This window comes from Nocardioides endophyticus, assembly GCF_039543845.1.
Classification (GTDB): domain Bacteria; phylum Actinomycetota; class Actinomycetes; order Propionibacteriales; family Nocardioidaceae; genus Nocardioides; species Nocardioides endophyticus.
The window spans coordinates 126,674-140,762 of the sequence record NZ_BAABKN010000012.1; the positions used below are offsets into that span (position 1 = coordinate 126,674).

The 14,089-nt window shown below is 70.2% G+C and carries 16 protein-coding genes; 11 read left to right on the top strand and 5 right to left on the bottom strand.

Annotated features, from left to right (window positions below):
- Positions 1–13: 13 nt before the first annotated feature.
- From ABEA33_RS09400 to ABEA33_RS09410, 3 genes are all read right to left on the bottom strand, one after another.
- Positions 14–1,477, bottom strand: coding sequence for a glycosyltransferase family 2 protein (locus ABEA33_RS09400; protein WP_345526501.1), 1,464 nt, complete (start codon positions 1,475–1,477; stop codon positions 14–16).
- 145 nt (positions 1,478–1,622) lie between these two features.
- Entirely contained in the window at positions 1,623–1,877 is a 255-nt protein-coding gene (locus ABEA33_RS09405) for an acyl-CoA carboxylase subunit epsilon (protein WP_345526502.1), read from the bottom strand.
- Positions 1,878–2,046: 169 nt separating this feature from the next.
- Positions 2,047–3,678: an acyl-CoA carboxylase subunit beta gene (locus ABEA33_RS09410; protein WP_345526503.1), complete on the bottom strand. Its 1,632-nt coding sequence runs from the start codon at positions 3,676–3,678 to the stop codon at positions 2,047–2,049.
- 68 nt (positions 3,679–3,746) lie between these two features.
- Between ABEA33_RS09410 and ABEA33_RS09415 the strand changes: the two genes are divergently transcribed.
- The 6 genes from ABEA33_RS09415 to purE all read left to right on the top strand — a co-directional run bounded on the left by ABEA33_RS09415 (position 3,747) and on the right by purE (position 8,195).
- Complete coding sequence (locus ABEA33_RS09415; protein WP_345526504.1) at positions 3,747–4,553, top strand: biotin--[acetyl-CoA-carboxylase] ligase; 807 nt, start codon at positions 3,747–3,749, stop codon at positions 4,551–4,553.
- Between the two features lie 12 nt (positions 4,554–4,565).
- Positions 4,566–5,072, top strand: a complete 507-nt coding sequence (locus tag ABEA33_RS09420; protein WP_345526505.1) for a PH domain-containing protein — start codon at positions 4,566–4,568, stop codon at positions 5,070–5,072.
- Positions 5,038–6,060 (top strand): adenylate/guanylate cyclase domain-containing protein, encoded by a 1,023-nt coding sequence (locus ABEA33_RS09425; RefSeq protein ID WP_345526506.1) that lies wholly within the window; start codon positions 5,038–5,040, stop codon positions 6,058–6,060. Before ABEA33_RS09420 ends, ABEA33_RS09425 begins: the two co-directional genes overlap by 35 nt.
- Before the next feature lie 86 nt (positions 6,061–6,146).
- A complete protein-coding gene (locus ABEA33_RS09430; RefSeq protein WP_345526507.1) occupies positions 6,147–6,464 on the top strand; it encodes a winged helix-turn-helix domain-containing protein in 318 nt (105 codons plus the stop codon).
- Positions 6,465–6,486: 22 nt separating this feature from the next.
- The gene (locus tag ABEA33_RS09435; RefSeq protein WP_345526508.1) at positions 6,487–7,671 is read left to right on the top strand and encodes a 5-(carboxyamino)imidazole ribonucleotide synthase; all 1,185 of its coding nucleotides are present in this window, start codon (positions 6,487–6,489) and stop codon (positions 7,669–7,671) included.
- 2 nt (positions 7,672–7,673) lie between these two features.
- On the top strand, positions 7,674–8,195 hold the full coding sequence (gene purE, locus ABEA33_RS09440) for a 5-(carboxyamino)imidazole ribonucleotide mutase (RefSeq protein WP_345526509.1): 522 nt from the start codon (positions 7,674–7,676) through the stop codon (positions 8,193–8,195).
- Here purE and ABEA33_RS09445 read toward each other — a convergent pair.
- The gene (locus ABEA33_RS09445) at positions 8,125–9,390 is read right to left on the bottom strand and encodes an MFS transporter (RefSeq protein ID WP_345526510.1); all 1,266 of its coding nucleotides are present in this window, start codon (positions 9,388–9,390) and stop codon (positions 8,125–8,127) included. The genes purE and ABEA33_RS09445 overlap by 71 nt on opposite strands.
- Before the next feature lie 22 nt (positions 9,391–9,412).
- On the opposite strand from ABEA33_RS09445, the gene ABEA33_RS09450 reads away from it, so the two are divergent.
- The 3 genes from ABEA33_RS09450 to ABEA33_RS09460 are packed head-to-tail and all read left to right on the top strand — an operon-like array spanning position 9,413 to position 11,662.
- The gene (locus tag ABEA33_RS09450; RefSeq protein ID WP_345526511.1) at positions 9,413–10,009 is read left to right on the top strand and encodes a TetR/AcrR family transcriptional regulator; all 597 of its coding nucleotides are present in this window, start codon (positions 9,413–9,415) and stop codon (positions 10,007–10,009) included.
- A gap of 31 nt (positions 10,010–10,040) precedes the next feature.
- Positions 10,041–10,676, top strand: coding sequence for a DUF6758 family protein (locus tag ABEA33_RS09455; RefSeq protein ID WP_345526512.1), 636 nt, complete (start codon positions 10,041–10,043; stop codon positions 10,674–10,676).
- 26 nt (positions 10,677–10,702) lie between these two features.
- Positions 10,703–11,662, top strand: coding sequence for a PHP domain-containing protein (locus ABEA33_RS09460; RefSeq protein WP_345526513.1), 960 nt, complete (start codon positions 10,703–10,705; stop codon positions 11,660–11,662).
- On the opposite strand, the gene ABEA33_RS09465 is transcribed toward ABEA33_RS09460, so the two are convergent.
- Positions 11,598–12,359 (bottom strand): SDR family NAD(P)-dependent oxidoreductase, encoded by a 762-nt coding sequence (locus ABEA33_RS09465; RefSeq protein WP_345526514.1) that lies wholly within the window; start codon positions 12,357–12,359, stop codon positions 11,598–11,600. The genes ABEA33_RS09460 and ABEA33_RS09465 overlap by 65 nt on opposite strands.
- Before the next feature lie 77 nt (positions 12,360–12,436).
- Between ABEA33_RS09465 and ABEA33_RS09470 the strand changes: the two genes are divergently transcribed.
- Positions 12,437–13,246 (top strand): ParA family protein, encoded by an 810-nt coding sequence (locus ABEA33_RS09470; protein ID WP_345526515.1) that lies wholly within the window; start codon positions 12,437–12,439, stop codon positions 13,244–13,246.
- Positions 13,243–13,962 (top strand): L,D-transpeptidase, encoded by a 720-nt coding sequence (locus ABEA33_RS09475; protein ID WP_345526516.1) that lies wholly within the window; start codon positions 13,243–13,245, stop codon positions 13,960–13,962. Before ABEA33_RS09470 ends, ABEA33_RS09475 begins: the two co-directional genes overlap by 4 nt.
- Positions 13,963–14,089: the final 127 nt, after the last annotated feature.

The following is a 14,089-nucleotide window of genomic DNA, read 5'->3' on the forward strand; positions in this document are numbered from 1 at the left end:
GTCGTGCGGCGGGTCATGCCTTGAAGCCGCGGTAGCGCTTCATGGCCTTGATGCACATCCACGCGGTCTGGAGCACGGTGATGACACCGAGGATCGGCCAGCTCACGGCGAGGATGTCGGACCGCAGCCCGATCGGCAGCTGCAGCCAGATCGCCGCGGACACCACGAAGATGAACGCGAACGCGACGAACGGATAGGTCCAGGCGATGCCCTTGCCGCGCTCGGCCTTCGCCTGGGCGGCCCAGTTGTCAGTCTGCTGGCGGCTGAAGAACTTCAGCCAAGCGCGGATGAAGTGACCCATCCGGATGACCATGTAGCTCTCGGCCGGGATGATCAGCAACGAGAACAGGTAGTCGCGCCGATTGGCGAACTCCATGGACCGGGCCACCCGGAAGTTCAGCCAGATCGAGGCGAACGGCGGGATCAGCCACCAGGGGCTGAACACGAACGCGTGGATGTTGAGCGATCCCGCGAGCAGCAACACGAACAGCACGCGCGTCGTGATGTTGATGACCATCGACATGTGCTCGAACCAGCGCAGCCGCAGGTTGGGGTGGAACGGCTGACCCTTGGTGTCACCACGCTGGCCGGGCCACATCAGGTCGATGGCGCCGAAGTTCCACTTGACCTGCTGGGCGTCGAGCGAGCGCAGCGTGTCCATGCCGCCGACGTGCGCCCGGGCGCGGGCGCTGATCTTGGTGAGGTAGCCCGCGCTCTTGATCTGGAGCGACAGCAGCGAGTCCTCCACCTCGCTGTCGCTGACCCACGGGGTGCGCTGGTGGCTGTCGCGCAGGACGTCGCGCAGGGCCTGGGTGGAGAAGATCGAGAACTGGCCGCCGAGGACCGCCATGTTGCGGCCCTTGAGCAGGTTCTGCATGTTGAACGCCGAGAACTGGGCCCGCTGACCTGCGATGAGGAACTTCGCCATCCAGCCGTCGAGGGCGCTGTCGTCGATGGAGTAGATCGCGGAGATGCCGCCGATCCGGTCGTCGCTGGAGATCTCGTCGACCAGGTGCTGGATCGCGTCCGGCTCGGGCGTGGTGTCGCCGTCGACGCCCAGCAGGTAGTCCATCGTCTCGACGAGCGAGTAGCCGTAGTTGAGCGCCCCGACCTTCTTGTCGGGGTTCTTGCCGATGTCGTGGACGTAGATCGCCGTCTCCTGCTCACCGGTCGGCGTCATCCGCTTGTGCGGGCCGGCGTAGTGGCTGGCGATCTCGACGGAGTCGTCGGAGGAGTTGTTGATGATGACGTGGATGGCGTCGGGCAGCCGGGTCTGCTGGAGCAGCGAGTCCAGCACGCCCGCGATCGTCTCGGCCTCGTTGTACGCCGGGATGATGCAGCCGACGGTGGGACGGTAGGTCGGGAGGTCGTCGACCTCGTCCTGGTACTGGTGCTCGTACGCCGCCAGGTCCGGGTCAGCGATCCGGAGGTACGGGTCGTCCGCCTCCAGCTGCGTCCTCGTGTCGTTGACGTCCAACGTCGTCCTCGTCTCCGTGCCCCGCGGCTGCCGCCCGATGCGACCGCCCCTGTGTCTCCAGTGTGAGGACCGTGCCTCAAGGCGCCCCACCGGAAACCCCCAAGATCTCCCTAAGTATGGGCGAGGGGACCGTTCAGGTCGCCGTTCAGCGGGGAAGCGAGCTGGAGCGCCAGCCGCCCGGCCCGTGCGGGAGCGTACGGCGGACCGTGCGGTGGCGCGCCGACCACTCCGGCGTACGCCGCGGCTCGGCTGTCGGTGCCGTCCGCAGGGCGCTGAACACGGCGACGATGGCCGCGATCTCCTCCGGCGTTGCATCCGCGTTGATGATGCGGAGGGTGGGGGGAGCGGCTTCACTGCCCGTGGTTGAGCCTGCCTCTTGGCTTCCTGTGGTCTCAGCCATCTCCTCGCCCGGCCTTTCTTCTCGGCTCACTGTCCGCTTCGCGCCGAGTCGGCGCAAAGTGACCCTTCCCCCGCTTCGCTCCTCCGGGTCACTTTGCGCCGACTCGGCGGAAACTCCCTCGGGGTTGTTGCTCTTGGGGTTGTTGCTCTTGGGGTGCTGTTCCTGGTCTTTACAGGGGGATGTTGCCGTGCTTCTTGGCGGGGAGGGTCTCGCGCTTGCTGCGGAGCAGGCGCAGGGCGCGGACGATCTCGACGCGGGTCTCGTGGGGGGTGATGACGGCGTCGACGTAGCCGCGCTCGGCCGCGATGTAGGGGTTGGCCAGGGTGGTCTCGTACTCGTCGATCAGCTCGGCGCGCTTGGCCTCGACGTCGCCGCCGTCGTCCGCGACCTTCTTGAGGGTCTTGCGGTGCACGATGTTGGCGGCGCCCTGGGCGCCCATGACGGCGATCTGGGCCGTCGGCCAGGCGAGGTTGATGTCGGCACCGAGGTGCTTGGAGCCCATGACGTCGTATGCGCCGCCGTACGCCTTGCGGGTGATGATCGTGACGAGCGGGACGGTGGCCTCGGCGTACGCGTAGATCAGCTTGGCGCCGCGCCGGATGATGCCGTTCCACTCCTGGTCGGTGCCGGGCAGGAAGCCGGGGACGTCGACGAAGGTCAAGACCGGGATGTTGAACGCGTCGCAGAACCGCACGAACCGGGCGGCCTTCTCGGACGCGTCGATGTCGAGGGTGCCGGCGAACTGCATCGGGTTGTTGGCGACGACGCCGACCGGGTGGCCCTCGACGCGGCCGAACCCGATGACGATGTTGGGCGCGAAGAGCTCTTGGACCTCGAGGAAGTCTTCGTCGTCGACGACCGCGGTGATGACGTCGCGGATGTCGTAGGGCTGGTTCGGGGAGTCCGGGATGATCGTGTCCAGCGCACGATCCAGGTCCGAGATCTCGGTGTCCGCGGCCTCTCCGTACGTCGGAGCCTCGTCGAGGTTGTTCTGCGGCAGGTAGGACAGCAGCGCCTTGACGTACTCGATCGCGTCGTCCTCGTCGGAGCCCATGTAGTGGGCGTTGCCGGACTTGGTGTTGTGCGTCCGCGCGCCGCCGAGGTCCTCCATCGAGACGTCCTCGCCGGTGACGGTCTTGATGACGTCGGGGCCGGTGATGAACATGTTGGAGGTGCCGTCGACCATGATCGTGAAGTCGGTGACCGCGGGGGAGTAGACGTGCCCGCCGGCGCAGGAGCCCATGATCATCGAGATCTGCGGGATGACGCCCGAGGCGTGCACGTTGCGGCGGAAGATCTCGCCGTACAGGCCGAGCGAGACGACGCCCTCCTGGATGCGGGCGCCGGCGCCCTCGTTGATGCCGATGATGGGGCAGCCGGTCTTGATGGCGAGGTCCATCACCTTGGTGATCTTCTCGCCGTACACCTCGCCCAGCGAACCGCCGAAGACGGTGAAGTCCTGGGAGAACACGCAGACCTGGCGGCCGTCGATGGTGCCGTAGCCGGTGATCACGCCGTCGCCGTACGGCCGGTTCTTCTCGAGGCCGAACGCCGTCGAACGGTGCCGGGCGAGCTCGTCGAGCTCGACGAACGAGCCCTCGTCGAAGAGCAGCTCGATCCGCTCGCGGGCCGTCTTGCGACCCTTGGCGTGCTGCTTCTCGACCGCCTTCGCCGAGCCGGCGTGGACGGCCTCGTCGAGGCGCCGATCCAGGTCGGCCAGCTTGCCCGCCGTCGTGTGGAGGTCGATGTCGGCGGGGACGTCGGTCCCCTCGCCGGGCTGTGCACTCGACTGCGCGCTCATCGCTGGGCACTCATTTCTGGTGGCTCCTCCTGGGCATGGGGTTGGGACCGTGGGCCAATGTAGTGCCCGTGACCTCCCCGTCGATGCGACGCTCATCACTCGAACCCGCTCCGCTCGCGGCGCTGGCCCCCGACCTGGTCGTCGAGGTGCTGGACACGACGACCTCGACCAACGCGGTGGCCGCCGCCCGCGCCCGCGACGGCGCGCCCGAGGGGCTGGTCGTCGTCGCCGAGCACCAGACCGCGGCGCGGGGACGTCTGGACCGCACCTGGGAGTCGCCGCCGCGGTCGTCGGCGGTGTTCTCGATGGTGCTGCGCCCGACCGTGCCGCTCGCGAGCTGGCCGTGGCTGCCGCTGCTCACCGGCCATGCGCTGGGCAAGGCTCTGCGCACCGAGGGGTACGACGTAGGCGTGAAGTGGCCCAACGATCTGCTGATCGGCGACAAGAAGATCGCCGGGATCCTGATCGAGCGGGTCGAGACGCCCGACGGTCCGGCAGCGGTCGTCGGCGTCGGGATCAACGCGAGCCTGACCGAGGCCGAGCTCCCGGTGCCGACCGCGACCTCGCTCGCGATCGAGTCGGGCGTCGAACCCGACCGGACCGCTCTGCTGGTGACCCTGCTCCGGTCGCTGCGCGAGGCGTACGACGCCTGGCAGGTCGGCGGGGAGGAGGCGACGACTCGCCTGCGCGCGTCGTACGCCGCCGCGTGCGTGACCATCGGGCGCGACGTCCGGGTCGAGCTGCCCGGCGGGGCCGCGCTGACCGGCCGGGCGACCGGAGTCGACCCCGGGGGTCGACTGATCGTCACCGGGCCCGACGGAGAAACCGCCGTGGGCGCGGGTGACGTGGTCCACGTGCGGGCCACCGATCGGTGACATGATCGCCCCGTGGCCATCTCACCGAAGCTGTTGAACGAGGGCGAAAAGGTCGTCATCGACACGCGCACCCACGTCAAGGCACTGATCTTCCCGATCTTCATGCTGGTCCTGTTCCTCGCGATCGGCACGTTCGTGCAGGTCAAGATCGACCAGGGCATCCTGACCAACGGGGCGTGGATCCTGGTCGCCGTCGGGATCATCTGGTTCGTGCTGCGACCGCTGGTCATCTGGGCGACCGCGACGTACACGTTCACCGACCGCCGGCTGATCACGCGTACCGGTGTGATCGTCCGCCGTGGGCACGACATGCCCCTCGCGCGGATCAGCGACATCGCCTACGAGTTCGGACCGATCGACCGGTTGCTCGGGTGCGGAACGCTGCTGATCTCCGATGCCAGCACGCACGGCACCATCAAGCTGCACGACATCCCGCGGGTCGAGGAGACCCAGCGCACGCTGAACCTGATGCTGCAGAAGATCCATGACCCCGCGGCAGGACATGACGACGGAGCCTGAACCAACCGAGCCTGACGCACGCCCTGGCCCCGAGGACCTCGAACGAGCGATCCTCGGTCAGGAGGTGGAGTTCAACGCGCTCGAGGTGGCCGCTGCCACCGGGGTGACGCTGGCGGAGGCGCGCCGGCTGTGGCGCGCCCTCGGGTTCCCCGAGCACGGGGTCGAGAACGCGTACACCGACGCCGACACCGAGGCCCTGTCGACGATGATCAGCGCCGTACGCGCGGACCTGTTCGACTTCGACCTCGCGGTGAACCTGACCCGGGCTGTCGGCCAGACCATGGCCCGGCTCGCGGACTGGGAGGTCTCGACGCTGGTGTCGCGGGTGGACGAGCTGGCCGCCGGCCCCGACAGCGACGAGGGCCGTACCGGGTCGGCGCTGCGGCTGATCGAGCAGATCAAGGGCCCGTTCGAGGACCTGCTGATCTACGTGTGGCGGCGCCACCTCGCGGCCGCCGTGGCTCGCGTCGAGGCGATGCGGTCCAACGAGGAAGACCTCAACACCGTCCAGCTCACGGTCGGCTTCGCCGACATCGTCAGCTTCACGGCCCTCTCCAACCGGCTCACCGAGGAGCGGATCGGTGACCTGGTCGAGCTCTTCGAGTCCCGGTGCTCCGACGTCGTCACCGTCCACGGTGGCCGCGTGATCAAGAGCATCGGCGACTCGGTGCTGTTCGTCAGCGAGGACCCGATCGGCGCCTACAACATCGCGGAGGGGATCATCAACGTCGTCGGCCGCGACTCGCGGATGCCCGATATCCGGCTGGGCCTGGCCACCGGCTCGGTCGTGATGAGACTCGGCGACGTCTTCGGCCCGCCGGTCAACCTGGCCGCCCGGCTCACCGCCGTGGCCCGGCGCAATCGGATCATCATCGACGCGACGACCGCCGGGCTGCTGCCCGACGACGAGTTCGAGACCCGCCGGCTCCCGGCGCGGCCGGTCCGCGGCTTCGGCATCGTCGAGCCGCTCACCGTCCGCCGCTCCTGAGCTCGTACCGGCTTCTTCGTACCTAGTTCTCCCTAGTTTTTCGTCATTCGCCCACGTGACGCGCGTCACTTTTCTACGGTGGGCCAATGATCGAGGTGCAGGAGATCAGGCTCGATCCCGACCAGCGCCGGACCTGGCGCGGGGACGAGGAGATCGTGCTGTCGCGCAAGGAGTTCGATCTCCTGCACCTGCTGATGGCACATGCCGGCGAGATCGTCAGCCGGGAGGAGCTCATGCTCGAGGTCTGGCACACCACGTTCTTCACCTCGTCGAAGACGATCGACGTGCACCTGGGGTGGGTACGCCGCAAGCTCGGTGACGACAGCCGCAATCCGCACCTGATCACGACCATCCGCGGCCAGGGGCTGCGCTTCGAGACCGAGGACCTCCGAACTCCCAACTGACGGCACGCTCTACTCTTGGCCCGTGCCTGTGCCGGACCCTACTCACGCGCCCACGCTCGCCGTGATCGGCGGCGGTCAGCTGGCCCGGATGATGGCCGAGCCGGCCGCCGCGATGGGAGTGCCGCTGCGGCTGCTCGCCGAGGCGGAGGGAGTGTCCGCCGCGCAGGTGATCGCGGACCACCAGGTCGGCGACTACCGCGACCTCGCCACGCTGCGCGCCGTCACCGCCGGCTGCCCGGTGGTGACCTTCGACCACGAGCACGTCCCGACCGAGCACCTGCACGCGCTCGAGGCCGACGGCATCGCCGTGCGCCCCGGACCAGACGCGCTCGTCCATGCCCAGGACAAGGGCGTGATGCGCAAGCGGCTGGCCGAGCTCGGCGTCCCGTGCCCGCGCAATGCCATCGTCGCGACGGTCGCGGACATCGAGGCGTTCGGCTTCCCCTGCGTGCTCAAGACGACGCGGGGCGGGTACGACGGCAAGGGCGTGTGGTTCGTCCGCTCGGTCGATGCTCTGTCGGAGGTGGCGGTCGAGGCGTTCGCCGCGGCCGACGCGAGCGGCGTCCGGCTGCTCGCCGAGGAGCTCGTCGACTTCCGTCGCGAGCTGTCCGCGCTGGTCGCGCGCTCGCCGAGCGGCCAGGCGGCGTCGTACCCCATCGTCGCCTCGACCCAGAAGGACGGCATCTGCCACGAGGTGGTCGCGCCAGCGCCGGACCTCTCGCCGGAGCTCGCGGGCCAGGCGCAGGAGATCGCGCTGCGCATCGCCGGGGCGCTCGACGTCACCGGCGTGCTGGCGGTCGAGCTCTTCGAGACCAATGACGGCCGAGTACTGGTCAACGAGCTCGCGATGCGCCCGCACAACACCGGCCACTGGACGCAGGACGGCGCGGTCACCTCGCAGTTCGAGAACCACCTGCGCGCCGTCCTCGACCTGCCGCTCGGCTCGCCGGCGCCGCGGGCGCGGTGGACCGTGATGGTCAACATCCTCGGCGGGCCTGACGCGACCGTTGGCCGTCTGTACGACGGGTATCCGCACGCCCTCGCGCGCGACCCGCACCTGCGGGTGCACCTCTACGGCAAGGACCTCCGTCCGGGACGCAAGGTCGGGCACGTCAACGCCTACGGCGACGACCTCGACGAGTGTCTCGAGCGAGCCCGGCACGCGGCCGCGTGGTTCCGGGGAGATCTTGGAAACGAGAGTGAATGACCATGGCTGACTCCGCCGCCCGTGTCGGCATCGTGATGGGATCCGATTCGGACTGGCCGGTGATGAAGCTGGCCGCCGAGGCGCTCGCCGAGTTCGACATCGCCTACGAGGCCGACGTGACGTCCGCGCACCGGATGCCCGAGGAGATGCTCGAGTACGGCCGCTCGGCCGCGGACCGCGGACTGTCGGTGATCATCGCCGGCGCCGGCGGTGCGGCCCACCTGCCGGGGATGCTCGCGTCCGTGACGCCGCTGCCGGTGATCGGCGTACCGGTCCCGCTGAAGTACCTCGACGGCATGGACTCGCTGCTCTCGATCGTGCAGATGCCGGCCGGCGTGCCGGTCGCCACGGTCGCCATCGGGGGTGCCCGCAACGCCGGCCTGCTCGCCGTTCGCATCCTTGCCGCGACCGACCCGGTGCTGCAGGCGCGGATGCGCACCTTCCAGGCCGACCTCAAGAACACCGCCCAGGAGAAGGGCGAGGTCGTCCGCAACGACGCCGGCCACCGCAAGGTTGGCTTCTAGCAACCACACCCGTGACGGCCGCGACGGCGACAGTTCCTCGGGCACGCGTCGGCACCAGCGCGCACGCGGCTGCCGCGACCGCGACGGTCGCAGCGAGGACGAACGTGGTCGACATGCCGATGCTGTCCGAGACGGCACCGGCTGCCGCGGAGCCGGCTGCCTGGCCGAGGACGAGCGCGACGAAGAGGACCGACGTGCCCGGGGCGGCCCGGTCGGGCACGAGCTGGGTCGTCCAGGCGATGAGCGCCGAGGACGCCGCGACGAATCCCCAGCCGAAGACCCCGCACGCGAGGGTGGCGAGCCGGTACCGGTCCGGCGCGAGGCCGAGAGTGGCGACCGCGACGGCGACGACCGAGGCGGTGAGCAACCACGCGCGTGACGGTTCCCGGGCGCTGAGCAGGCGCGCGCTGAGGACGGTGGCGGTGCCGCCGACGCCGATGGCGATCCAGGCGACGGTCGACGCGGAGCCGCTGGCTCCTGCCGAGACCAGGTGGGCTCGCCCGTACGTCCATACGGCAGCCGATGATGCGCCGAGCAGCACAGCCGCCGTCGCTGGTACGACGAGCGCGGACAGCCATCCTGTGCCGACGACCGACATGCCCGGGGTCGTGCCGGTGCGGTCTCGAGACCCGCTGCGACGATCGAGCAGCAGGACGCAGAGACCCGCCGCCGTGGTGAACGTCGCGCCGACCGCGAACCCGACCCGCCAGTCCGTCAGCAGCAGAGCCAGCAGCCCAGCTGCGACGAGGCCCGGGCCGGTGCCCGCGTTGACTGTCGCCTGCGCGCTGTCGACCCGGCCCGCAGGGAGGTTCCGTTCGACGATCGCCACCAGTCCCGGTGAGGCGAGGCCGGCACCCGTCGACGCCAGGACCGCGGAGGGCGCGAAGGTCGTCAGGTCGGACGCCAAGGCCATGCCGATCGACCCGATGGACGCGGTCGACAGTGCTCCCGCGACGAGCAGACGCGGCTGCTGCGACGCTGCGAGCCCGGCGAGTGCTCCGACGCAGTAGGCGATCGACGCACCGGTCGAGACGTAGCCCGAGACTGCGGACCCCATCGACACCGATGCCTGGATGTCCGGCAGGAACAGCCCGTAGGTCAGTCTCACCAGTCCATAGGTCCCGGCGATCAGACAGGTGCCTGCCGTGACGAGCAACCACTGGTGTGTCATCTCAAACGATAACGATCGTTTCATTTTAGGAGTCTAGAGTGTGGGAGTGGGCACGCGAGAATCGACCCGGACCAAGCTCCTGGACGCGACGGACGAGCTGCTCTTCTCCGTCGGCGCCACCCACACTCCCGTCGACCAGATACTGGAGCGCGCCGGGGTCTCACCCGCCACGCTGTACCGCGCGTACGACAGCAAGGAGGCGCTCATCGCCGCGGCTCTCGATCGACGCCACGGCGCGTGGCTGCAGGCCTGGGACGAGGCTGTGGCGCGAGCCGCTGATGAGCGGGGGCGCCTGTTGGCGGTCTTCGACGCGCTCGAGGAGTTCCGGCGGCGGCCGGACGGTGCGCGCTGGTGCGCGTTCCTCGGCACTGCCGCCGGGTACGTCGATCCGCCGCCCGTCCTGGCAGCAGCCATCCGGCAGGACAGCGACTCGATGCGGGAGCGGTTGCGACACCTCGCCGAGCCGCTGGCCGGTCCGCACGCTGTCCGACTCGCCGACGCCCTGATGGTGATCGTCTCCGGCCAGCTGGCGATGCGCCTCCGGCCGGGCCGACCCGTCGCGTCGGGGACCGCACGTGCCGTCGCCGAGCTGCTCGTGGACCACCCGGACAGCATCCGTCCCTCGAGCGGCGTGATCTCTTGACGCGCGGCGGTGCGGTCCGCACCGTTGTCCCATGCTGACGGCGAGCTGCGTGCGCTGCCCCGCTCCCGTGGCCGAGGCGACCGACGGCACCTGGTCCTGTCCCGACCACGGGGTCACCCGACCGCTGTGGCGCGCCGAGGAGGCGTCGTACGACGGCTTCGCCGAGCACCTGCGCACGGCGGCCGGCTTCCCGACGTACGTGCCGTGGCCGCTGAGCCCGGGCTGGTCGATGACCGACTTCGCGGCGGTCGCGACCGCACCGGGGCGGGCAACGGCGTCACTGACCTGCACCTCGGGGACCAGCGAGCTCGACGGACCGGTGGACGTGCTGGTGGTCGCCGAGGAGGCCGGCACCGGGCTGGGAGCGCGGTGCGCGGGCACGCGCTACACCGACCCCGGCTTCGAGATCGGGGAGCGGCCGCCGTCGGCGCGGGTGCGGATCGGCAGCCAGTCGGTCAACCTCTGGGACATCTCGACGAGCAGCGACGACGGCGAGTTCGACCGCTCCGTGCTCGCGGGCGAGGCCGCCGGCCGATGGCTGTGGATCGTGCTGCGGCCGGCGTCCGCGCTGCTGCTCTTCCGCGACGACTGGATCCTGCGAGACGTGTCGGGGGCCGGGCCGCAGTTGGTGGAGCTGCCGTTCGGGGGGCACCGGCCCGGGTGGTGACGACCCCCACGCTCTACGGTTGAGCCGTGCGCATCGACCTGCACACGCACTCGCGTGCCAGCGACGGGACCGACACCCCGTCCGGGCTGGTGCGCGCGGCCGCGCGGGCCGGGCTCGACGTCGTGGCGATCACCGACCACGACACCGCCGACGGATGGGCGGAGGCCTCCGGAGCGGCCCAGGACGTAGGCATCACGCTGGTGCCGGGCATGGAGATCAGCACCGGGCACCGCGGGCGCAGCGTGCACCTGCTCGCCTACCTCCCCGACCCCACCTGCCCGCCGCTGGCAGCTGAGCTCACCCGGGTGCTCACCGGCCGCGAGTCGCGGGTGCCGGACATGCTGTCGCGGCTGCGTGGACTGGGGATCGAGATCACCGCCGACGACGTACGAGTGGCGGCGCACGGTGCGGCGGCGACCGGCCGTCCGCACATCGCCGACGCGCTGGTGACGCTCGGCGTGGTGGCCGACCGGACCGAGGCGTTCGACCGCTACCTGGGCGCCGGGCGGGTGGCCTTCGTGAACAGGTACGCCGCGCCGCTGGAGACGACGATCCGGGCCGTGACCGAGGCCGGAGGGGTGTCGGTGATCGCGCACCCGTGGGGGAGAGGCGGCCTGGGCCGCCCGGACGAGGCGACCCTGGCGCACCTGCACGACGTCGGGCTGGCCGGCATCGAGGTCGACCACCAGGACCATGATGCGGCGACCCGGGAGCGGCTGCGCGCGATGGCCCGGGACATCGGACTGGTCGCGACCGGCTCCAGCGACTACCACGGCTCCGGCAAGGTCGACCACGACCTGGGCTGCAACACGACGGACCCGGGAGAGTTCGAACGGCTGATCGCGCTCGCCGCCGAGGCGTCCGCGCGCAGTGCGTGGACGACGCCGGCGGTCACCCACGGCCGAGCTACTTCTGGCCGAGCTACTTCCGGCCGAGCGACTGGAACCGCTGCAGAAGGCTCGTCGGCACCAGGCGCCCCGCGGTAGCGATCGCCTTGTACTGAGGGCTCGGGATCGACCACACCCGTCCCTTGGCGTGGTCTTTGAGCGCCGTGGCGACCAGCTCGTCCGCGTCGAGCCACATGAAGTCGGGGGCCGATCCCCGCGAGACCTCCATCCGCTCGTGGAACTCGGTCTTCGTGAAGCCGGGGCACAGGCAGGTGATCGTCACACCCTGGTCGCGGTACTCGTAGGCCGCCCACTCGGAGAACGAGTTCACCCACGCCTTGGCGGCGCCATACGTCCCACGCGGCAGGAACGACGCGACGCTCGAGACGTTGATGATGCCGCCGCTGCCGCGCTGCGTCATCGGGCCGAGGGCCGCGTGGCTCAGCCGCAGCACGGCGGTCACCAGCACCTCCAGCATCGCCTCCTCGGCGTCGACCGGATTGTCGAGGAACCGCTTCTTCAACCCGAAGCCGGCGTTGTTGACCAGCAGGTCGACCGGGCGGTCCGGTTCGGCGAGTCGGGCCTCGACCGTCGCGAGCTGCGCCCGGTCGGCCAGGTCGGCGGGCAGCACCTCGACGGCGACGCCGTACGTCGTGGTCAGCTCGGCCGCCTCGGCATCGAGGCGGCCGTGGTCGCGGGCGACCAGGACGAGGTCGTAGCCCTGGCCGGCGAGCTGGTGGGCGAAGGACTTGCCGATCCCTGCGGTCGGCCCGGTCACGAGTGCGGTCTTCGACATGTCGCGAGTAAATCAGGTGTCAGCTCAAGCAGGTGCTTGCGGTGTCTCTCGGGGTCGGTCCGGCATGATGGTCCACGATGACGACCACACTCGCGATCGCCAACCAGAAGGGCGGCGTCGCCAAGACCACGACCGTCGCCTCGGTCGGCGCCGCGCTGGCCGAGCTGGGCCACTCGGTGTTGCTGGTCGACCTCGACGCACAGGCGTGCCTGACGTTCTCGCTGGGCATCGACCCCGAGGACCTCGAGCTCTCCGTCCACCACGTGCTGACCAAGGATGTCGACCCGGCCGAGGTCATCATCGCCACGGACGACGGCGTCGACCTGATGCCGGCCACCATCGAGCTGGCCCGCGCCGAGGCCGAGCTGCTGACCCGCACCGGTCGCGAGCACGTGGTCAAGACGATGATCGAGACCCTCGCCGAGGACGGCGCGGCGTACGACTGGGTGCTGCTGGACTGCCCGCCCTCGCTCGGCGTGATGACGGTCGCGGCGCTCACCGCCGCCGACGGCGTACTGATCCCGTTGCAGTGTGAGACGCTCTCGCACCGTGGCGTGGGGCAGCTGCTCGACACCGTCCACGACGTACGCCGCTTCACCAACCGCAAGCTCGAGGTCTGGGGCGTGCTGCCGACGTTGTACGACGGGCGCACCAACCATGCCCGCACGGTGCTCGAGACGATCTCGGAGACCTACGACCTCGAGGTCATCGAGCCGCCGATCCCGAAGACGATCAAGTTCGCCGAGGCTCCCGCCGCCGGGCGGTCGATCCTCGCCACCAGCCGCAGCAGCAAGGGCGCCCGCGCCTACCGTGAGGCGACCGAGGCCCTGGTGGCCCGGTCCAAGCGGCCGAAGACGCGCAAGAAGAAGGCGGGCAAGGCGTCGTGAGCGAGCCGCGAGGTGCCCATCGCGCCGTACCCGTGCGGCCGCGCTACGGCCGTCTCACCGCCCTCGGGGTGTCGCTGGCCGTCACCGCGATCGCCGTGTTGGGGTCCTTCGGGATCCTGCCGTTCTCCGGCGGAGACGGAGCGGCGGCCCAGAAGTCGCCGACCAGTCCGGCCGCGGCGGACATCGGACAGGCCGAGCGCCCACCCGCCGACGCGTCGCCCAGCGAGACCGCGTCTGAGCCGCCATCGACCTCGACATCGACGTCGACCTCGGCCGACAGCGCCGAGACCGAGGCCGATCCGGCCCTCGACACCACGGTCCCGGCCGAGTCGGGTGACGGCAGGCGGGTGGTCTTCAGCCAGAGCCGGCAGCGGGTCTGGCTGATCGGCGACCGCGGCAAGGTGCAGCGCACGTACCTCGTCTCGGGCAGCGTCTACGACAACCTCGATCCCGGCAGCTACCAGGTCTACTCACGCTCCGAGCAGGCATGGGGCATCGACGACTCCGGGACCATGAAGTACTTCGTGCGCTTCGCCCAGGGCGACCACGCGGCGATCGGCTTCCACGACATCCCGATCGACGACGGCAAGCCGGTGCAGACGCTGCGTCAGCTGGGTACGCCGCTGTCGCACGGGTGCATCCGCCAGAAGGAGGCCGACGCGGTCGCCCTCTGGGAGTTCGCGCCGATCGGCACGGACGTGGTCGTCACCGCCTGACGGACAGCCCGCACCGCTGGGCGAGCCTGTCGAGCTCGAGCCCCGCGCGCGAGCTCGGCGGTCGGGTTGCGGGGGTCTCGACGACGCTCGCTGGCGCTCGCTGCTCGACCGACGGAGGCCGATCGCT